The following is an 18,136-nucleotide window of genomic DNA, read 5'->3' as shown; positions in this document are numbered from 1 at the left end:
CAGGTCCGAAGGGCAGGTGATGGCCGTTGGCGGCGGCCGGGGAACCCGATCGGGTTCCCCGGCCGCCGACCGGCCGACCGCATGCTTGCATACATAATCCGACGGCTCTTCGCAGTCGTCGTGATGCTGCTCGTCGTCACTCTGGTGACGCTCAGCATCTTCTTCCTCATCCCCAAGATGACCGGCAGCGATCCTGCCGCGATGTTCGTCGGCAAGCAGGCGGATCCGGCTTCCATCGAGGCCATCCGGCAGAAGCTGGGCCTGGACGAGCCGATCCTGGTGCAGTTCTGGCACTTCGTCTCGGGCATCTTCGTCGGCCGGGACTACACCGGCGGCGGCGACACGATCCACTGTGCCGCGCCCTGCTTCGGCTACTCGTTCCGTACCGAGCAGGACGTCTGGACCATGCTGGTCGACGCCTTCCCGGTCACCCTCTCCATGGTCGTCGGCGCCGCCGTGCTGTGGCTGGTCCTCGGCGTGTCCACGGGCGTGGTCTCCGCGCTCAAGCGGGGCACGGTCATCGACCGCGCCGCGATGATCACCGCGCTCGCCGGTGTCTCGCTCCCCATCTTCTTCACCGCCATGCTGGCGATGCTCGTCTTCCGCACCCAGCTCCACTGGGTCGACGCCTCGTACGTGCCGATCACCGAGTCCTTCGGCGGCTGGTTCGGCGGACTGCTCCTTCCCTGGGTCACCCTCGCCTTCCTGTACGCGGCGATGTACGCGCGACTCACCCGCGCCACCATGCTGGAGGTCCTCGGCGAGGACTACATCCGCACCGCGCGGGCCAAGGGTCTGCCGGAGCCGGTCGTGCTCGGCAAGCACGCCATGCGCTCCACCATGACCCCCATCCTGACCATCTTCGGCATGGACCTCGGCGCCCTCATCGGCGGCGCGATCCTGACCGAGACCGCGTTCAGCCTCCACGGCCTCGGCGGCCTCGCCATCAAGGGCGTGAGCGAGCGTGACCTGCCGCTGATCCTGGCCGTCACCCTCATCACCGCCGCCTGCGTCGTCATCGCGAACCTCGTGGTGGACCTGCTGTACGCGGTGATCGACCCCCGAGTGAGGCTCGCATGACGGACAAGCTGACGAAGACGGGCGCGGCCGTGGGAGAGCCCGTCGACACCGGGAAGTCCGCCCCGTCCGACGCCTTCCTCGACGTACGCGACCTGAAGATCCACTTCCCGACCGACGACGGTCTCGTGAAGTCGGTCGACGGCCTCAGCTTCCAGCTGGAGAAGGGCAAGACCCTCGGCATCGTGGGCGAGTCCGGCTCCGGCAAGTCGGTCACCTCGCTCGGCATCATGGGCCTGCACACGGTCGGCCAGTACGGCCGGCAGAAGGCGAAGATCTCCGGCGAGATCTGGCTCAACGGCCGCGAGCTGCTCTCCGCCGACCCGGACGAGGTCCGCCGGATGCGCGGCCGCGAGATGGCGATGATCTTCCAGGACCCGCTGTCCGCGATGCACCCGTACTACTCGGTCGGCAACCAGATCGTCGAGGCGTACCGCATCCACAACGACGTCGACAAGAAGACGGCGCGCAAGCGGGCCGTCGAACTCCTCGACCGGGTCGGCATCCCCGAGCCCGCCAAGCGGTTCGAGAACTACCCGCACGAGTTCTCCGGCGGCATGCGCCAGCGCGCGATGATCGCCATGGCGCTCGTCAACAACCCCGAACTGCTCATCGCCGACGAGCCGACCACCGCGCTCGACGTCACCGTGCAGGCCCAGATCCTCGACCTGATGCGGGACCTCCAGAAGGAGTTCGGCTCGGCGGTCGTCATCATCACCCACGACCTCGGCGTCGTCGCCGAGCTCGCCGACGACATCCTCGTCATGTACGGCGGTCGCTGCGTCGAGCGCGGACCGGCCGAGTCCGTCTTCTACGAGCCGCAGCACCCCTACACCTGGGGCCTGCTCGGCTCGATGCCGAGGATCGACCGCGATCAGACCGAGCGGCTCATCCCGGTCAAGGGCAACCCGCCCAGCCTCATCAACATCCCGAGCGGCTGCGCCTTCAACCCCCGCTGCCCGTACGCGGACGTCCCCAAGGGCGGCATCACGCGCACCCAGCGGCCGGAGCTGGCGCCGGCCGGGGACCGCCACTTCTCGGCGTGCCACATGCCGCAGGAGGAGCGGACCCGCATCTGGACCGAAGAGATTGCGCCGAAACTGTGAGCGACAACATGGAGCCTCTGCTCAAGGTCAACGGCCTGAAGAAGCACTTCCCCATCAAGAAGGGGCTGCTCCAGCGCCAGACCGGTGCGGTCAAGGCGGTCGACGGCCTCGACTTCGAGGTCTACCCCGGTGAGACCCTCGGCGTCGTCGGCGAGTCCGGCTGCGGCAAGTCCACGATGGGCCGGCTCATCACCCGGCTCCTCGAACCGACCGACGGCACCGTCGAGTTCCAGGGCACGGACATCTCGCACCTCGGCGTCTCGGGCATGCGCCCGCTCCGCCGGGACATCCAGATGATCTTCCAGGACCCGTACGGCTCGCTGAACCCGCGCCACACGGTCGGCACGATCGTCTCGGCCCCCTTCAAGCTCCAGGGCGTCGAGCCCGAGGGCGGCGTGAAGAAGGAGGTCCAGCGCCTGCTCGGTCTGGTCGGCCTCAACCCCGAGCACTACAACCGCTACCCGCACGAGTTCTCCGGCGGCCAGCGCCAGCGCATCGGCATCGCCCGTGCCCTGGCCCTGAAGCCGAAGCTGGTCGTCGCGGACGAGCCCGTCTCGGCCCTGGACGTCTCCATCCAGGCCCAGGTGGTCAACCTCCTGGACGACCTCCAGCAGGAGCTCGGCCTCACGTACGTGATCATCGCCCACGACCTCTCCGTGATCCGCCACGTGTCGGACCGCATCGCGGTGATGTACCTGGGCAAGATCGTCGAACTCGCGGACCGCAAGTCGCTCTACGAGTCCCCGATGCACCCGTACACCAGGGCCCTGATGTCCGCGGTCCCGATCCCGGACCCGCGCCGCCGGGGAGCCAAGAGCGACCGCATCCTGCTGAAGGGCGACGTCCCGTCGCCGATCGCCCCGCCGCCGGGCTGCCGCTTCCACACCCGCTGCTGGAAGGCCACGGACCTGTGCAAGACCCAGGAGCCCCCGCTCCTGGAGCTCCGCCCGGGCCAGCGCGTGGCCTGCCACCACCCGGAGAACGCGGAGGGCGTGACGATCCCGGCCGCCCGCGAATCGGTGGACGTCACGATCACGAAGGCCCCGCAGCCGACGGAACCGAAGCCGGAGCCGTCGAAGCCGGAGGCGGCCGAGCCGGCCGAGGCGGAGGCCCCGACCCCGGCTGAGCCGGAGGCCGCGGCCGAGGGCGACGCGCCCAAGGAGTGACCCCCGGAGCGCCTGCCCATCCCGTTGTGGGCAGGCGCTCCGCCTGTTGTGGGCATGCGTTCCTCCCCCAGGCTTCGTCCGGGAGGTGCCCCCAGGGCGATGGGGGTCCCCCCTGCTCGAGCGAAGCCGAGAGCTTGGGGGAGGGTGGGCACAACGGAACGGCGCCCTTGCCGGCGCCGAAGGCTTACGCGCCCTGACCCGTACCTCGCGCACCAAGCTCGTGGTGCGGGTCCAGGGCGCGGAACGCGGAGGCGCCGCTGAGGCGCCGTCCCGGGCGCGGCCCCCGCGAGGGGCACCGCCCCGCGGGACGCCTGCCCACACGGCAGCCGGGCACCGCCCGGCCACGGCACCCCGGGCAACCGGGACAATGGCCCCGTGCTCCACGAATTGTTCACCCCCTCCGTCCAACACGCCCTCGATCTCGTCGGCATCTTCGTCTTCGCCATCTCCGGCGCCCTCCTCGCCGTCCGCAAGAACTTCGACGTCTTCGGCATCGCCGTCCTCGCCGAGGTCACCGCCCTCGGCGGCGGTCTCCTCCGCGACCTGATCATCGGCGCCGTACCGCCCGCCGCCTTCACCGATCTCGGCTACTTCCTGATGCCGCTGGTCGCTGCGGTCCTCGTCTTCTTCCTGCACCCGGAGGTCGAGCGCACCCAGACCGCGGTGAACGTCTTCGACGCGGCCGGTCTGGGGCTCTTCTGCGTGACCGGCACCATCAAGGCGTACGACTACGGCCTCGGCCTCACCTCCTCCGCCGCGCTCGGTCTCGCGACCGCCGTCGGCGGCGGCGTGCTGCGGGACGTGCTCGCCAACGAGGTGCCGTCGCTGCTGCGCTGGGACCGGGACCTGTACGCCGTCCCGGCGATCGTGGGCGCGACGATGGTCGTGCTGTGCATCCGGTTCGACACGCTCAACGCGTTCACGAGCGGCACCGCCGTCCTGACCGCCTTCGTGCTCCGCCTCTTCGCGATGCGCTACCACTGGCGCGCGCCCCGTGCCTGGAACCGCCGTTCCTCCGCCCGCGAGGAGCCGGAAAAAGCTACCGCTCAGTAGCTACCCTGCGGTACCGTCGGATCCATGAGCACGAGCACCGAGACCGCCACCGTCACGAGCGAGTTCGACCGCGACACCGCGATCACCCTCCGGGAGCCCGGCGTCTACGACGCCGACCTCTCCGCCGGCTGGACGATCATCCAGGCCGTCAACGGCGGCTACCTCCTCGCCCTGCTCGGCCGCGCCCTCGGCGACCACCTCCCGCACCCGGACCCGTTCACGATCTCGGCGCACTACCTCACGCCCTCCGTGCCGGGCCCCGCGGTGATCCGTACGGAGACCGTCCGCACCGGCCGGACCCTCTCCACCGGCCAGGCCTCGCTCTTCCAGTTCACCGAGGACGGAACCGAGGTCGAGCGCATCCGCGTCCTCGCCTCGTACGGATCCCTCGACGCCCTCCCCGACGACGTCCGCACCGTCGCGACGCCCCCGGCGATGGCCCCGATCGAGAACTGCTTCAGCGCCGCCGACAACCCGGCCCCGCGGATCCCCGGTTCCTCCGCGATCGCCGACCGGCTCGACCTCCGGCTCGACCCCGCCTGCGTGGGCTGGGCGGTCGGCGCCCCCTCCGGCAAGGGCGAGATGCGCGCCTGGTTCGGCCTCGCCGACGGCCGCGAGCCCGACGCCCTGTCCCTGCTCCTCGCGGTAGACGCCCTGCCGCCGACCTCCTTCGAGCTGGGCCTCAAGGGCTGGACCCCGACCGTGGAGCTCACCACCCACGTGCGCTGCCGCCCGGCGCCCGGCCCGCTGCGGATCTCGATCACCACCCGGAACCTCGCCGGCGGCTTCCTGGAGGAGGACGCCGAGGTGTGGGACAGCGCCGGCCGCCTGGTCGCCCAGTCCCGCCAGCTGGCCCGCGCCCCGCGCGACTGAACCCCGCGCGAACCGCCCCGCGCCCCGCGCGACCGGACCCCGCGCGCCCCGGGCAGCGCCCCGCGTGGCCGAACTCCGACCCCGGGCGACGCGGCTGAGAACCGCCGTCGGCGCCCGGCGTAAACAGGCCGGGCGCCGGGAGCCGGTGGGTGGGCTCGTAGAATCGACCCACCATGGCTTACCTCGACCACGCCGCGACCACGCCCATGCTGCCCGAGGCGATCGAGGCGATGACCGCCCACCTCGCCGTCACGGGCAACGCCTCCTCCCTGCACGCCGCCGGACGGCGCGCCCGGCGGACCGTCGAGGAAGGACGCGAGACGCTCGCCGCCGCGCTCGGCGCGCGGCCGAGCGAGGTCGTCTTCACCTCCGGCGGCACCGAGGCCGACAACCTCGCCGTGAAGGGCCTGTACTGGGCCCGGCGCGACGCCGACCCCCGCCGCACCCGCGTCCTGGCCAGCCCGGTCGAGCACCACGCCGTCCTCGACGCCGTCGACTGGCTCGCCACGCACGAGGGCGCCACCGTCGAGTACCTGCCCGTCGACGCCCACGGCCGCGTCCATCCCGAGGCGCTGCGCGAGGTGATCGCCCGCGACCCGGGATCCGTCGCCCTGGCCACCGTCATGTGGGCGAACAACGAGATCGGCACGATCATGCCGGTCCGGGAACTCGCCGACGTCGCCGCCGAGTTCGGCGTCCCCCTGCACGCCGACGCCGTCCAGGCCGTGGGTCAGGTACCGGTCGACTTCGCCGCCTCCGGGCTCGCCGCGATGACGGTCTCCGGCCACAAGATCGGCGGCCCGTACGGCATCGGAGCCCTCCTCCTCGGCCGCGAGCACACCCCCGTCCCCGTCCTGCACGGCGGCGGCCAGGAGCGGCACGTCCGCTCCGGCACCCTCGACGTGCCCGCCGTCGCCGCCTTCGCCGTCGCCGCCCGGCTCTCCGCCGAGCGGCAGGAGGAGTTCGCCCGCGAGGTCGGCACCCTGCGCGACGAACTCGTCACCTCCGTCCGCGCGCTCGTGCCCGACGCGATCCTCGGCGGCGACCCGGTCGACCGGCTCCCCGCCAACGCCCACTTCACCTTCCCCGGCTGCGAGGGCGACTCCCTGCTCCTGCTCCTCGACGCGGCCGGCATCGCCTGCTCCACCGGCTCCGCCTGCACCGCCGGCATCGCCCAGCCCAGCCACGTCCTGCTCGCCACCGGAACCGACCCGGACCTCGCCCGGGGCACCCTGCGCTTCTCCCTCGGCCACACCTCCACCAAGGAGGACGTGGCGGCGGTCGCCGGGGCGATCGGACCCGCCGTCGAACGGGCCCGCACCGCCGGCCTCAGCTGAGCCGCGAGCGCGCCCTCCGCACCAGCTCCAGATACCGGTCCCAGTCCCAGTGCGGACCGGGATCGGTGTGGTCGGTTCCCTCGACCTCGACGTGCCCGATGATGTGCTCCCGGTCCACGGGTATCCCGTACCGGGCGCATATGTCGGCCGTGAGCCGCGCCGACCCCTCGTACATCGCCTTCGTGAAGTCCCGCGGCCGGTCGACGAAGCCCTCGTGCTCGATGCCGATGCTCCGCTCGTTCATGTCGCGGTTCCCGGCGTGGAAGGCCACGTCGAGCTCGCGGATCATCTGCGCCACATGACCGTCCTTGCGGACCACGTAGTGCGCGGCGGCCCCGTGTCCCGGATCCTTGAAGACCTTCAGGGCGGTCGCGTAGCTCCCCTGGACGACATGGATCACCACACGGTCGATCGTGTAGTCGTCCGGCCGGTCGGCCCGCCGCCAGTTCGCCCGCGCCGCCGACGTCCACTCGGCGCCCTTGTGGTCCAGCTCCCCCTCGACCCGCTTCTTCTCCATCCCCGGCAGGCGCCACCAGAGGCGCGCCAGCTCGTCCCGGGCCAGCGCGACCGTGCCCACGGCGGCGGCCGTGCCGCCGATCAGCACGGCCCGCCGCCCCACGCGCCGCCCGCCCGCCCCGGTCCCCGTGCCCTTCGAGTCGCTCCCCATGCCCGGGAGAACGCTTACTACCGCGACCGCGGTTCCCGGCGCCCCGTACCCTGGTAGGGCTATGACTCAGACTCCGCCCCAGCGCCCCCTCCGCGTCCTCGCCGCCATGTCGGGCGGAGTGGACTCCGCCGTCGCCGCCGCCCGCGCGGCCGAAGCCGGTCACGACGTCACCGGCGTGCACCTGGCCCTCTCCGCGAACCCGCAGTCCTTCCGCACCGGAGCACGCGGCTGCTGCACGATCGAGGACTCGCGCGACGCGCGCCGGGCGGCCGACGTCATCGGCATCCCCTTCTACGTGTGGGACCTCGCCGAGCGGTTCCGCGAGGACGTCGTCGACGACTTCGTCGCGGAGTACGAGGCCGGCCGCACCCCCAACCCGTGCCTGCGCTGCAACGAGAAGATCAAGTTCGCGGCGCTCCTCGACAAGGCCCTCGCCCTCGGCTTCGACGCCGTCTGCACCGGCCACTACGCGACCGTCGTCCTGAACGAGGACGGCACCCGCGAGCTGCACCGGGCCTCCGACATGGCCAAGGACCAGTCGTACGTCCTCGGCGTGCTCGACGAGAAGCAGCTCGCCCACGCGATGTTCCCGCTCGGCGACACCCTCACCACCAAGGACGAGATCCGGGCGGAGGCCGAGCGGCGCGGGCTCGCGGTCGCGAAGAAGCCCGACAGCCACGACATCTGCTTCATCGCCGACGGCGACACCCAGGGCTTCCTCGCCGCCCGGCTGGGCAAGGCCGAGGGCGACATCGTCGACGAGTCCGGCACGAAGGTCGGCAGCCACGAGGGCGCGTACGGCTTCACCATCGGCCAGCGCAAGGGCCTGCGGATCGGCCACCCGGCCGCGGACGGCAAGCCCCGCTACGTCCTCGACATCTCGCCCGTGAACAACACCGTGACCGTCGGCCCCGCCGAGGCCCTCGACGTCACCGCCCTCACCGCCATCAAGCCCCGCTGGTGCGGCACCGCCCCCGAGGGACCCGGCCGCTACACCGCCCAGCTCCGCGCCCACGGCGGCGAGACGCCCGTGAGCGCGGCCCTGGAGGACGGCGAGCTGACGGTCTCCTTCGACGAGCCCGTCCGCGGCGTCGCCCCCGGCCAGGCGATCGTGCTGTACGACGGCACGCGCGTGGTGGGCTCGGCGACGATCGCGGCGACCACCCGGCGCACCGCCGCGACGGCCACCGCCTGAGTCACGGGACCGGTTCGTCCAGGAACTCCGCCAGGACCGGGGCCAGCACGTGCGGGGCCACCTCGTGCGTCTGGCCCGTCAGGGTGCGGTGCCGGGCCCGGGGGAGGGCCGCCGTCAGCGCGCGTGCCGCCTGCCGGGTCGCCGCCGGGCTCGCGCCCCCGTCGACGACCAGCACGCGCGCGTGGACCGCCCGGACGAGCCCGTCCGCGAGCGGCTCCGGCTCGTACACCGACACCGCGTCCACCGGCAGCCCGGCCGCCGCCCCCGCGAGCGCGAGGACACTGCCCGTCTCCGTGCCGTGCACGGCGGCCCCCGGGCCCGCCGCCTCCAGGACCGCCGCCAGGTCCTCGATCTCCCGCTCCACCGCGGCTACCCCGCGCCGCTCGTAGGTCACGACGGAGAAGCGCCGGGCGAGCAGCCCGGCGAGCGCCCGCCCCGCGCCGCCGTCCGCGCCTCCCACCAGCACGAGGGGACGGCCGTCCCCGTAGCGCTCGTACGCGATCTCCGTGCCGTCCCGCGACACGACCCGGCCCCGGACACCGCCCGGGATGGTGCTCACCTCGTCCATGGCAGGGCAGACCGGGGCCGTCGCCGGAACTCATCGCCGCCCGCCGGACTTCTTCCGCGACCCCCTACGGTGGAGGCCATGAACATCTGCGTCTTCCTCTCCGCCGCCGACCTCGACGAGCGGTACACCGCCCCGGCCCGCGAGTTCGCCGGCCTGCTCGGCAAGGCCGGTCACACCCTCGTCTGGGGCGGCTCCGACACCGGCCTCATGAAGGTCGTCGCGGACGGCGTCCAGGAGGCGGGCGGCCGGCTCGTCGGCGTCTCCGTCGACTTCCTCGCCCACAAGGCCCGCGAGAACGCCGACGAGATGGTCGTCGCCGGGGACCTGGCCGAGCGCAAGGCGCTGCTCCTCGCCAAGTCCGACGCGGTCGTGGTCATGGTCGGCGGCACGGGCACCCTCGACGAGGCCACCGAGATTTTGGAGCTGAAGAAGCACGGCAAGCACGCCAAGCCCGTCGTCCTCCTCAACACGGCCGGTTTCTACGACGGACTGAAGGCCCAGTTCCACCGCATGGAGGAGGAGGGCTTCCTCCCGATCCCCCTCACCGACCTCGTCTTCTTCGCGGACGACGGCCCGTCGGCCCTCGCGCACCTGGAGGCGGAGATCGCCTCCCGCTGATGCGAGCATGGTGCCCATGGCTACACATGTGATCACCGGAGCGGGTTCCGGCATCGGCGCGGCCGTCGCGCGCCGCCTCCACGCGCGCGGGGACGAACTCGTGCTCCACGCGCGCGACGCGGGCCGGGCCAAGGAGCTCGCGGCGCTGTTCCCCGGCGCGCGGACCCTCGTCGGGGACCTCGCCGACCCGGACCGGCTGTCCTGGGCCTTCTCGCACCAGAGCCTCCCCGACCGGGTCGACAGCCTGCTGCACATCGCGGGCGTCGTCGACCTCGGCCCGATCGGGGAGCTCACCCCGAAGACCTGGCACCACCAGCTGAACGTCAACCTGGTCGCCCCGGCCGAGCTGACCCGCCACTTCCTGCCCCAGCTGCGGGTCTCCCAGGGCCACGTCGTCTTCGTGAACTCGGGCGCCGGGCTCAACGCGCACGCCGAGTGGGGCGCGTACGCCGCCTCCAAGCACGGCCTCAAGGCCCTCGCGGACTCCCTGCGCCACGAGGAGCACGCCAACGGGGTGCGGGTGACCTCGGTCTACCCGGGCCGCACCGCCAGCCCCATGCAGGCGAAGGTCCACCAGCAGGAGGGCAAGGAGTACGACGCCTCCCGCTGGATCGATCCCGAGTCGGTCGCGACGGCGATCCTCACCGCGATCGACCTGCCGCGCGACGCGGAGATCAACGACCTCACCGTGCGCCCGGGGCGGTAGACATGGGCGACACGAACCTCTGGGGCCCGGCCACCGGCGTCGGGTCCCTGCCCGGCGGCGACGCGCGCGAGGCGGCGAAGACCGTCACGGGATCCTTCGAGGACTTCCCGTTCCTCGCGGAACTGCCCGCGCGCGGCCCCGGCGCCGACATGATCGGCCGGACGATCGGGATGCTCGTCGACCTCTACGCGCACGTGGAGCCCAGCGGCTGGCGGATCAGCGACCGGCCCGGCCGCGACACCAAGCGGGCCCGCTCCTGGCTCGGCGAGGACCTCGACGCCCTGGAGGAGTTCACCCAGGGGTACGAGGGCCCCCTCAAGGTCCAGGCCGTGGGCCCGTGGACGCTCGCCGCCGCCCTGGAGCTGCGCGGCGGCGAGGCCGCACTCGGCGACGCCGGAGCCTGCCGCGACCTGGCCGGCTCCCTCGCCGAGGGCCTCCGCGCGCACCTGGCGGAGCTGCGCAAGCGGGTCCCCGGCGCGCAGCCGGTCCTCCAGCTCGACGAGCCCTCGCTCACCGCCGTGCTGCGCGGCCACGTCCGTACCGCCAGCGGCTACCGCACCCACCGGGCCGTCGACCGGCAGGTCGTGGAGAGCGCCCTCCGGGACGTCATGGCCGTCCACGACGGGCCGGTCGTCGTCCACTCCTGCGCCCCCGACGTCCCCTTCGCGCTGCTGCGGCGCGCCGGGGCGGCGGGCGTCTCGTTCGATTTCTCGCTCCTCACCGAACGTGACGAGGAGCCGATCGGCGAGGCCGTGGAGGCCGGGACGAAGCTCTTCGCCGGTGTGGTGCCGTCCACCGACACGGCATTGTCGGACCCGGGCGGTAGCGTCATGGGTGTCAGGACGCTGTGGCGCAGGCTGGGGCTGAATCCGGGGACTCTCGCGGAGTCCGTCGTGGTCACGCCCTCGTGCGGTCTCGCGGGTGCTTCGCCCGCCTATGCCCGGGCGGCGCTCGCCCACTGCGTCAGAGCGGCACGGTCGCTCGCGGACAACCCTGAGTAACGGGAGGACGAAACGGTGGCAGTCGAACAGGGGGCCCTGCCCGCCGAGGCACGGGAGAAGCACGCCGAGCTGGCCGAGCAGGTCGAGGAGCACCGCTTCCGGTACTACGTGAAGGACCAGCCGGTCATCAGCGACGGCGACTTCGACAAGCTCCTGCGCGCGCTCGAAGCGCTGGAGGAGGAGTACCCGGAGCTGCGGACACCGGACTCGCCGACCCAGAAGGTCGCGGGGCAGTACGAGACGGAGTTCACCTCCGTCGAGCACCGGGAGCGCATGCTCTCCCTGGACAACGCCTTCGACGACGAGGAGCTGGCCACCTGGGCCGAGCGCGTCGCACGGGACGTCGGCACGCCCGACTACCACTACCTGTGCGAGCTGAAGGTCGACGGCCTCGCGGTCAACCTCACCTACGAGCACGGGCGGCTGACCCGCGCCGCCACCCGCGGCGACGGCCGCACCGGCGAGGACATCACGCCCAACGTCCGGACGATCGCCGACATCCCCGAGCGCCTCAAGGGCGACCGCGTCCCCGACCTGGTGGAGATCCGCGGCGAGGTCTACTTCCCGATGGAGGCCTTCGAGGGGCTCAACGCCCGTCTGGTGGAGGCCGGTGACAAGCCCTTCGCCAATCCGCGCAACGCGGCCGCGGGTTCGCTCCGGCAGAAGGACCCGAAGGTCACCGCCTCCCGCCCGCTCCACATGGTGGTGCACGGCATCGGCGCCCGTGAGGGCTTCGACATCTCCCGCCTCTCGCAGACGTACGAGCTGCTCCACGAGTGGGGCCTGCCCACCGCCCGGCACAACCGGGTGGTGGACTCGCTCGACGGCGTCCGCGAGTTCATCGCGTACTTCGGGGAGAACCGTCACTCCGTGGAGCACGAGATCGACGGGGTCGTCGTCAAGCTCGACGAGATCCCCCTCCAGGGCCGGCTCGGCTCCACCGCGCGCGCCCCGCGCTGGGCGATCGCCTGGAAGTACGCGCCGGAGGAGGTCAACACCAGGCTGGTCGACATCAAGGTCGGCGTCGGCAGGACCGGACGCGTCACCCCGTACGCGCAGGTCGAGCCGGTGACCGTGGCCGGCTCCGAGGTCGAGTTCGCCACCCTCCACAACCAGGAGGTGGTGAAGGCCAAGGGCGTCCTGATCGGCGACACGGTCGTGCTGCGCAAGGCCGGCGACGTCATCCCGGAGATCCTCGGTCCGGTCGCCGACCTGCGGGACGGCACCGAGCGGGAGTTCGTGATGCCCGCCGAGTGCCCGGAGTGCGGGACGCCGCTGAAGGCGATGAAGGAGGGCGACATCGACCTCCGCTGCCCGAACGCCCGGACGTGCCCGGCCCAGCTGCGTGAACGTCTCTTCTTCCTCGCCGGGCGCCAGTGCCTGGACATCGAGAACTTCGGCGCGGTGGCGGCGGCGGCGCTGACCCGGCCCCTGGAGCCGTCCGAGCCGCCGCTCGCGGACGAGGGCGACCTCTTCGACCTCACCATCGAGCAGCTCCTCCCGATCAAGGCGTACGTGCTCGACCCGGACAGCGGACTGCCGAGGCGCGACCCGAAGACCGGCGAGGAGAAGATCGTCACGGTCTTCGCCAACCAGAAGGGCGAGCCGAAGAAGAACGCGCTCGCCATGCTGGAGAACATCGCGGCGGCGAGGACCCGCCCGCTCGCCCGCTTCATCAACGGGCTCTCCATCCGGCACGTGGGGCCGGTCGCGGCCGAGGCGCTGGCCCGCGAGTTCCGCTCCCTGGAGCGGATCGAGCAGGCGAGCGAGGAGGAGCTGGCGGCCGTCGACGGGGTCGGCGGCATCATCGCGGCCGCCGTGAAGCAGTGGTTCTCGGAGGAGTGGCACCGCGAGATCGTGCGCAAGTGGCGCGCCGCGGGGGTCAGCCTGGAGGACGAGGGGGCCGGAGAGGACGAGGGCCCGCGTCCGCTGGAAGGTCTGACGGTCGTGGTGACCGGCACCCTGGAGAAGTTCACCAGGGATGGCGCAAAAGAGTCGCTCCAGCGGCTCGGAGCGAAGGTGACCGGTTCCGTTTCGAAGAAGACCGCCTTCGTCGTGGTGGGTGAAAACCCTGGTTCGAAGTACGACAAGGCGATGCAGCTGAAGGTTCCGGTTCTGGACGAGGAAGGCTTCTCCGTCCTGCTCGAACAGGGGCCCGACGCAGCTCGGGAGGCCGCGGTGCCCGTCGCCGAGTAGCCCCCGGACACCCGTCGGAAGCTCACCCGTTCGGCGCATACCAGATCGTTACGGGTGGCCAGGTCGCATTCGGGCAAGAGAGGGAGAGCGCTGCCCGTCGGAGCCCTCGGCGGCCTAGTGTGGTGACCGTGCGTCCAGTCCTGCACGCCCGCGCGAGGGCTCTGCCGGCGTGGCGTCAGGACAACGGCCCCGTGACACCGGGAGCGGCCGCCCGTCGGCGGCCGCACGCCGGACGACGGGCCGGACGACGAACGGCCGCGTCAGCGCGGCCCATCGCACACCGACGGCACCGCCGCCTGTGAGAGGGACGGGAATGGAACCGACCGAGAGCGCCGCCAGGGTCCCACGGCCGCACGGCCGTGTGGTCCCCCTGGGCTTCCCCTCCCGGCTGCCCGCAGCCGTGGTGGGCATCGCCGCCGTCGTGCTCGTCGCCGGGCTCCAGCGAGCCATCGGCGCCGGCCACGGACTCTTCCCAGGCGGCGTCGCCGGCTGGTCCCTCGCCGTCCTCACCGGCCTCATCGTCGGCCACCTGGTCGCCCTCGGCCGGGACCGCTGGTGGGGCGGCACCGGCTCCGGCGCCGCCCTCACCCTCGCCGTCCTCCTGCTGTACGGCTGGGTGCCCGCGGGACTCGTCTCGCTCACCGTCGTCGCCCTCGTCGGCGCCGCCCGCCGGCACCGCTGGCGCCAGGGCCTGCAGCACGGCGCCGCCGACATCCTCGGGGTCGGCGCCGCCGCCCTCGTCCTCGCCGCCTTCGGAGACGTACCGACGGTCGAACAGCCCTGGCGGCCCCTCGACTGGACGATCGGGGACCTCCCGGAAGTCGTCCTCGCCGCGGGCACCTACCTCGTGGTCACCCGCCTCCTCCTGTGGTACACGCTCGCACCCCAGGGCCGCGGACTGCCCACCATCGCCCGCACCGCCCTCCTCCGGCAGGGCCTCGTCGCCGTCGCCCTCCTCGGCATCGCCCCGCTCATCTGCGTCGTCGCCGCCACCCGGCCGATCCTCCTGCCGCTCTTCGCCGTCCCCCTCATCGCCCTCGACTCCACCCTCTGGATCGCCCGCGCCCGCGCCGAGGAACAGCTCCGCGACCCGCTCACCGGGCTCCCCAACCGCCAGTGGCTCCTGGAGCGGGCCTGGAACGCCCTGGAGGAGGCCGAGGGCGAGGGAGCCCGCGCCGCCCTCGTCCTGATCGACCTGGACCGCTTCCGCTCCGTCAACGACACCCTCGGGCACCTCGCCGGCGACCGGCTGCTCCTGCAGATCGCCGAACGGCTCCGCCTCGCCCTGCCCCGCGGCGCCGAGGCCGCCCGGCTCGGCGGCGACGAGTTCGCCGTCCTGCTGCCCACCGCCGACTCCACCACCAGCGCCCAGCGGGTCGCCCGCCACCTCGTCGCCGAGCTCTCCTCGCCGCTCGACCTCGACGGGCTCACCCTCGTCCTGGAGGCCAGCGCCGGCGTCGCCGTCTTCCCCGACCACGCCCTCGACGCCGAGGGCCTGCTGCGCCGGGCCGACGTCGCCATGTACCAGGCCAAGCGCGACCGCACCGGCGTCGAGGTCTACGAGTCCAAGCGCGACTCCAACACGCCCGACCGGCTCGGCCTCCTCGGCGACCTCCGCCGCGCCCTCGACGCCGGCGAGGTCGAACTCCACTACCAGCCGAAGGTCCGCTTCGACGGCCAGGTCGCCGGCCTGGAGGCGCTCGTCCGCTGGGTCCACCCCGAGCGCGGCAAGGTGCCGCCGGACGAGTTCATCGCCATCGCCGAGTCCTCGGGCCTGATGCCCCACCTCACCGAGTACGTCCTGGAGACCGCCCTCGCCCAGGTCGCCCGCTGGCGCGCCCAGGGCCTCAACGTCCCGGTCGCCGTCAACGTCTCGCCCCGCGACGTCCACACCCCCGGCTTCGCCGGCGCCGTCGCCGCCCGGCTCGCCCGCCACGGCGTCCCGGCCGGCGCCCTCCAGCTGGAGATAACCGAGCACGTGCTCCTGGAGGACCCCCAGCGGGCCGCCGACACGCTGAACGGCCTCACCGGCCACGGCGTCAAGATGTCCCTCGACGACTTCGGCACCGGCTACTCCTCCCTCGTCCATCTGCGCAGGCTGCCCGTCAGCGAACTGAAGATCGACCGCTCGTTCGTGGCCCGGCTCGCGGTCGACACCGAGGACGCCGAGATCGTCCGCTGCACCGTCGACCTCGCCCACTCGCTCGGGCTCCTCGTCGTCGCCGAGGGCGTCGAGGACGACGAGACCTGGGAGCGCCTGCGCGACCTGGGCTGCGACGCCGTCCAGGGCTGGCTGGTCGCCGCCGCCATGCCGCCCGGCGAGGCCACCGCCTGGCTCCTCGCCCGCGGCGAGCACGGCTGGCGCCGTCCCGCCGACATCGCCGCCGAGGTCGACCTGGACCACCCCTCGGGCCAGGTCGTGCAGTGATCCACCCCCGCCCGGGGCAAACCGTTTAACGGGCAGCGGCACCGGCGCCATAGGATGGTCCGACACCATCAAGCTCACCCCGTGAGGATCCGCATGCCTGGCATCACGCGCGAGGAGGTCGCCCACCTCGCACGGCTGGCGCGTCTGGAGCTGAAGGGCGAAGAACTCGATCACTTCGCCGGCCAGCTCGACGACATCATCGGCGCGGTCGCCCGCGTCTCCGAGGTCGCCGACCAAGACGTACCGCCGACCTCCCACCCGCTGCCGCTGACCAATGTCATGCGCGCGGACGAGGTCCGTCCGTCGCTCACCCCCGAGCAGGCGCTCTCCGGCGCCCCGGCCCAGGAGCAGCAGCGTTTCAAGGTGCCGCAGATCCTGGGGGAGGACTAACAGTCATGACGGACAACATCATCAAGCTCACCGCGGCCGAGATCGCCGGGAAGATCGCCGCCGGCGAGCTGACCGCCGTCGAGGTCACCGAGGCGCACCTCGCCCGCATCGAGGCCGTCGACGAGAAGGTCCACGCCTTCCTGCACGTCGACCGCGAGGGCGCGCTCGCCCAGGCCCGTGCCGTCGACGAGAAGCGCGCCCGCGGCGAGAAGCTCGGCCCGCTCGCCGGCGTGCCGCTCGCGCTCAAGGACATCTTCACCACCGTCGGCATGCCGACGACCGTGGGCTCGAAGATCCTCGAGGGCTGGATCCCGCCGTACGACGCGACCCTGGTCAAGAACCTCAAGGCCGCCGACGTCGTCATCCTCGGCAAGACCAACATGGACGAGTTCGCGATGGGCTCCTCCACGGAGAACAGCGCGTACGGCCCGACCGGCAACCCCTGGGACCTGACCAGGATCCCCGGCGGCTCCGGCGGTGGCTCCTCGGCCGCCCTCGCCGCGTACGAGGCCCCGCTCGCCATCGGCACGGACACCGGCGGCTCCATCCGCCAGCCCGCGGCCGTCACCGGCACCGTCGGCGTCAAGCCGACCTACGGCGGCGTCTCCCGCTTCGGCATGGTGGCCTTCTCGTCCTCCCTCGACCAGGGCGGCCCCTGCGCCCGTACGGTCCTGGACGCGGCCCTCCTCCACGAGGCGATCGCCGGACACGACCCGCTCGACTCGACCTCCATCGACGCCCCGGTCCCGCCGGTCGTCGAGGCCGCGCGCAACGGCTCGGTCGCCGGCATGCGCGTCGGCGTCGTCAAGCAGTTCCGCGGCGAGGGCTACCAGGCCGGTGTCGTGCAGCGCTTCGACGAGTCCGTCGAGCTGCTGAAGTCGCTCGGTGCCGAGATCGTGGAGCTGGACTGCCCGACCTTCGACCTCGCGCTCTCCGCGTACTACCTGATCGCGCCGTCGGAGTGCTCCTCCAACCTGGCCCGCTTCGACGCCATGCGCTACGGCCTGCGGGTCGGCGACGACGGCACGCGGTCCGCCGAGGACGTCACCGCCCTCACCCGTGAGGCCGGCTTCGGCGACGAGGTCAAGCGCCGCATCATCCTCGGTACGTACGCGCTGAGCTCCGGCTACTACGACGCGTACTACGGCTCGGCGCAGAAGGTCCGCACGCTCATCACCCGCGAGTTCGAGAAGGCCTTCGAGGAGGTGGACGTCATCGTCTCCCCGACGACGCCCACCACCGCCTTCCCGATCGGCGAGCGCGCCGACGACCCGATGGCGATGTACCTCGCGGACCTGTGCACCATCCCGACCAACCTGGCCGGCAACGCCGCCATGTCGCTGCCCTGCGGCCTCGCGCCCGAGGACGGTCTCCCGGTCGGCCTGCAGATCATCGCCCCCGCCATGAAGGACGACCGGCTGTACAAGGTCGGCGCCGCCGTCGAGGCCGCCTTCGTGGAAAAGTGGGGTCACCCGCTGCTTGAGGAGGCTCCGTCGCTGTGAGTGCCATGGCAAAGAAGGCCAAGAACTTCAAGAAGTCGAAGACCGGCATCTACGTGTCGCTGGCGACCACCGCGTTCGGCGCCGTCAGTGTCGCGAAGCAGGCCAAGCTGGCCCGAAACGACCACGACGTGCTGCGGCTGATCGACTCCGCCGTGTCCGCCGCCGCCATTGTTACCGGCCTGGCGATCCTCTACCGGGAGCTGAAGCGCCTGGGCGACGACGACGTCCTGCTGGGCTGAGAGGGAAAGTCTCA

17 protein-coding genes are annotated in these 18,136 nt (G+C 72.3%); 15 read left to right on the top strand and 2 right to left on the bottom strand.

Going from position 1 to position 18,136, the window contains the following annotated elements; translation table 11 throughout:
• The first annotated feature begins 81 nt into the window (after nucleotides 1–81).
• The 6 genes from IE237_RS00315 to IE237_RS00290 all read left to right on the top strand — a co-directional run bounded on the left by IE237_RS00315 (nucleotide 82) and on the right by IE237_RS00290 (nucleotide 6,612).
• Nucleotides 82–1,080 carry an ABC transporter permease gene (locus IE237_RS00315; RefSeq protein ID WP_189799743.1) on the top strand — a complete coding sequence of 333 codons (999 nt, stop codon included), beginning with the start codon at nucleotides 82–84 and terminating at the stop codon, nucleotides 1,078–1,080.
• Nucleotides 1,077–2,183 carry an ABC transporter ATP-binding protein gene (locus IE237_RS00310; RefSeq protein ID WP_189799742.1) on the top strand — a complete coding sequence of 369 codons (1,107 nt, stop codon included), beginning with the start codon at nucleotides 1,077–1,079 and terminating at the stop codon, nucleotides 2,181–2,183. The genes IE237_RS00315 and IE237_RS00310 overlap by 4 nt, the downstream gene beginning before the upstream one ends.
• Before the next feature lie 8 nt (nucleotides 2,184–2,191).
• The gene (locus IE237_RS00305; RefSeq protein WP_189799741.1) at nucleotides 2,192–3,349 is read left to right on the top strand and encodes an ABC transporter ATP-binding protein; all 1,158 of its coding nucleotides are present in this window, start codon (nucleotides 2,192–2,194) and stop codon (nucleotides 3,347–3,349) included.
• A 375-nt stretch (nucleotides 3,350–3,724) separates the two neighbouring features.
• A complete protein-coding gene (locus IE237_RS00300; RefSeq protein WP_189799740.1) occupies nucleotides 3,725–4,402 on the top strand; it encodes a trimeric intracellular cation channel family protein in 678 nt (225 codons plus the stop codon).
• Nucleotides 4,403–4,426: 24 nt separating this feature from the next.
• A complete protein-coding gene (locus IE237_RS00295) occupies nucleotides 4,427–5,275 on the top strand; it encodes a thioesterase family protein (RefSeq protein ID WP_189799739.1) in 849 nt (282 codons plus the stop codon).
• 173 nt (nucleotides 5,276–5,448) lie between these two features.
• A complete protein-coding gene (locus tag IE237_RS00290; protein ID WP_189799738.1) occupies nucleotides 5,449–6,612 on the top strand; it encodes a cysteine desulfurase family protein in 1,164 nt (387 codons plus the stop codon).
• On the opposite strand, the gene IE237_RS00285 is transcribed toward IE237_RS00290, so the two are convergent.
• Nucleotides 6,605–7,279, bottom strand: coding sequence for an N-acetylmuramoyl-L-alanine amidase (locus tag IE237_RS00285; protein ID WP_189799737.1), 675 nt, complete (start codon nucleotides 7,277–7,279; stop codon nucleotides 6,605–6,607). The genes IE237_RS00290 and IE237_RS00285 overlap by 8 nt on opposite strands.
• 61 nt (nucleotides 7,280–7,340) lie before the next feature.
• Here IE237_RS00285 and mnmA point away from each other — a divergent pair, with 61 nt between their 5' ends.
• A complete protein-coding gene (gene mnmA / locus IE237_RS00280; protein ID WP_189799736.1) occupies nucleotides 7,341–8,474 on the top strand; it encodes a tRNA 2-thiouridine(34) synthase MnmA in 1,134 nt (377 codons plus the stop codon).
• A 1-nt stretch (nucleotide 8,475) separates the two neighbouring features.
• Here mnmA and IE237_RS00275 read toward each other — a convergent pair whose 3' ends face one another.
• Nucleotides 8,476–9,042 (bottom strand): alpha/beta fold hydrolase, encoded by a 567-nt coding sequence (locus IE237_RS00275; RefSeq protein WP_189799735.1) that lies wholly within the window; start codon nucleotides 9,040–9,042, stop codon nucleotides 8,476–8,478.
• A gap of 78 nt (nucleotides 9,043–9,120) precedes the next feature.
• Here IE237_RS00275 and IE237_RS00270 point away from each other — a divergent pair, with 78 nt between their 5' ends.
• The 8 genes from IE237_RS00270 to IE237_RS00235 all read left to right on the top strand — a co-directional run bounded on the left by IE237_RS00270 (nucleotide 9,121) and on the right by IE237_RS00235 (nucleotide 18,122).
• Nucleotides 9,121–9,660: an LOG family protein gene (locus IE237_RS00270; RefSeq protein WP_189799734.1), complete on the top strand. Its 540-nt coding sequence runs from the start codon at nucleotides 9,121–9,123 to the stop codon at nucleotides 9,658–9,660.
• A gap of 7 nt (nucleotides 9,661–9,667) precedes the next feature.
• A complete protein-coding gene (locus tag IE237_RS00265) occupies nucleotides 9,668–10,366 on the top strand; it encodes an SDR family oxidoreductase (protein WP_189799733.1) in 699 nt (232 codons plus the stop codon).
• A 2-nt stretch (nucleotides 10,367–10,368) separates the two neighbouring features.
• Nucleotides 10,369–11,367 carry a methionine synthase gene (locus tag IE237_RS00260; RefSeq protein WP_189799732.1) on the top strand — a complete coding sequence of 333 codons (999 nt, stop codon included), beginning with the start codon at nucleotides 10,369–10,371 and terminating at the stop codon, nucleotides 11,365–11,367.
• 15 nt (nucleotides 11,368–11,382) lie between these two features.
• Entirely contained in the window at nucleotides 11,383–13,563 is a 2,181-nt protein-coding gene (gene ligA, locus IE237_RS00255) for an NAD-dependent DNA ligase LigA (RefSeq protein WP_189799731.1), read from the top strand.
• A gap of 313 nt (nucleotides 13,564–13,876) precedes the next feature.
• Entirely contained in the window at nucleotides 13,877–15,991 is a 2,115-nt protein-coding gene (locus tag IE237_RS00250) for a putative bifunctional diguanylate cyclase/phosphodiesterase (RefSeq protein WP_189799730.1), read from the top strand.
• 93 nt (nucleotides 15,992–16,084) lie between these two features.
• The gene (gatC, locus tag IE237_RS00245) at nucleotides 16,085–16,381 is read left to right on the top strand and encodes an Asp-tRNA(Asn)/Glu-tRNA(Gln) amidotransferase subunit GatC (RefSeq protein WP_015036350.1); all 297 of its coding nucleotides are present in this window, start codon (nucleotides 16,085–16,087) and stop codon (nucleotides 16,379–16,381) included.
• Nucleotides 16,382–16,386: 5 nt separating this feature from the next.
• Nucleotides 16,387–17,883 carry an Asp-tRNA(Asn)/Glu-tRNA(Gln) amidotransferase subunit GatA gene (gene gatA / locus IE237_RS00240; RefSeq protein ID WP_189799729.1) on the top strand — a complete coding sequence of 499 codons (1,497 nt, stop codon included), beginning with the start codon at nucleotides 16,387–16,389 and terminating at the stop codon, nucleotides 17,881–17,883.
• 5 nt (nucleotides 17,884–17,888) lie between these two features.
• On the top strand, nucleotides 17,889–18,122 hold the full coding sequence (locus tag IE237_RS00235; RefSeq protein WP_189800629.1) for a hypothetical protein: 234 nt from the start codon (nucleotides 17,889–17,891) through the stop codon (nucleotides 18,120–18,122).
• The last annotated feature ends 14 nt before the right edge of the window (nucleotides 18,123–18,136 follow it).

The sequence above is a fragment of the Streptomyces tanashiensis genome (genome assembly GCF_014648895.1).
Classification (GTDB): Bacteria; Actinomycetota; Actinomycetes; order Streptomycetales; family Streptomycetaceae; genus Streptomyces; species Streptomyces tanashiensis.
This window is presented reverse-complemented; position numbering and strand designations above follow the sequence as displayed.

Bases quoted from the DNA above. Each gene is read 5' to 3' on its own strand.
- IE237_RS00315 (WP_189799743.1), top strand. From the start codon at position 82: ATGCTTGCATACATAATCCGACGGCTCTTCGCAGTCGTCGTGATGCTG.
- IE237_RS00310 (WP_189799742.1), top strand. From the start codon at position 1,077: ATGACGGACAAGCTGACGAAGACGGGCGCGGCCGTGGGAGAGCCCGTC.
- IE237_RS00305 (WP_189799741.1), top strand. From the start codon at position 2,192: ATGGAGCCTCTGCTCAAGGTCAACGGCCTGAAGAAGCACTTCCCCATC.
- IE237_RS00295 (WP_189799739.1), top strand. From the start codon at position 4,427: ATGAGCACGAGCACCGAGACCGCCACCGTCACGAGCGAGTTCGACCGC.
- IE237_RS00290 (WP_189799738.1), top strand. From the start codon at position 5,449: ATGGCTTACCTCGACCACGCCGCGACCACGCCCATGCTGCCCGAGGCG.
- IE237_RS00285 (WP_189799737.1), bottom strand. From the start codon at position 7,279: ATGGGGAGCGACTCGAAGGGCACGGGGACCGGGGCGGGCGGGCGGCGC.
- mnmA (WP_189799736.1), top strand. From the start codon at position 7,341: ATGACTCAGACTCCGCCCCAGCGCCCCCTCCGCGTCCTCGCCGCCATG.
- IE237_RS00275 (WP_189799735.1), bottom strand. From the start codon at position 9,042: ATGGACGAGGTGAGCACCATCCCGGGCGGTGTCCGGGGCCGGGTCGTG.
- IE237_RS00270 (WP_189799734.1), top strand. From the start codon at position 9,121: ATGAACATCTGCGTCTTCCTCTCCGCCGCCGACCTCGACGAGCGGTAC.
- IE237_RS00265 (WP_189799733.1), top strand. From the start codon at position 9,668: ATGGTGCCCATGGCTACACATGTGATCACCGGAGCGGGTTCCGGCATC.
- IE237_RS00260 (WP_189799732.1), top strand. From the start codon at position 10,369: ATGGGCGACACGAACCTCTGGGGCCCGGCCACCGGCGTCGGGTCCCTG.
- IE237_RS00250 (WP_189799730.1), top strand. From the start codon at position 13,877: ATGGAACCGACCGAGAGCGCCGCCAGGGTCCCACGGCCGCACGGCCGT.
- gatC (WP_015036350.1), top strand. From the start codon at position 16,085: ATGCCTGGCATCACGCGCGAGGAGGTCGCCCACCTCGCACGGCTGGCG.
- gatA (WP_189799729.1), top strand. From the start codon at position 16,387: ATGACGGACAACATCATCAAGCTCACCGCGGCCGAGATCGCCGGGAAG.
- IE237_RS00235 (WP_189800629.1), top strand. From the start codon at position 17,889: ATGGCAAAGAAGGCCAAGAACTTCAAGAAGTCGAAGACCGGCATCTAC.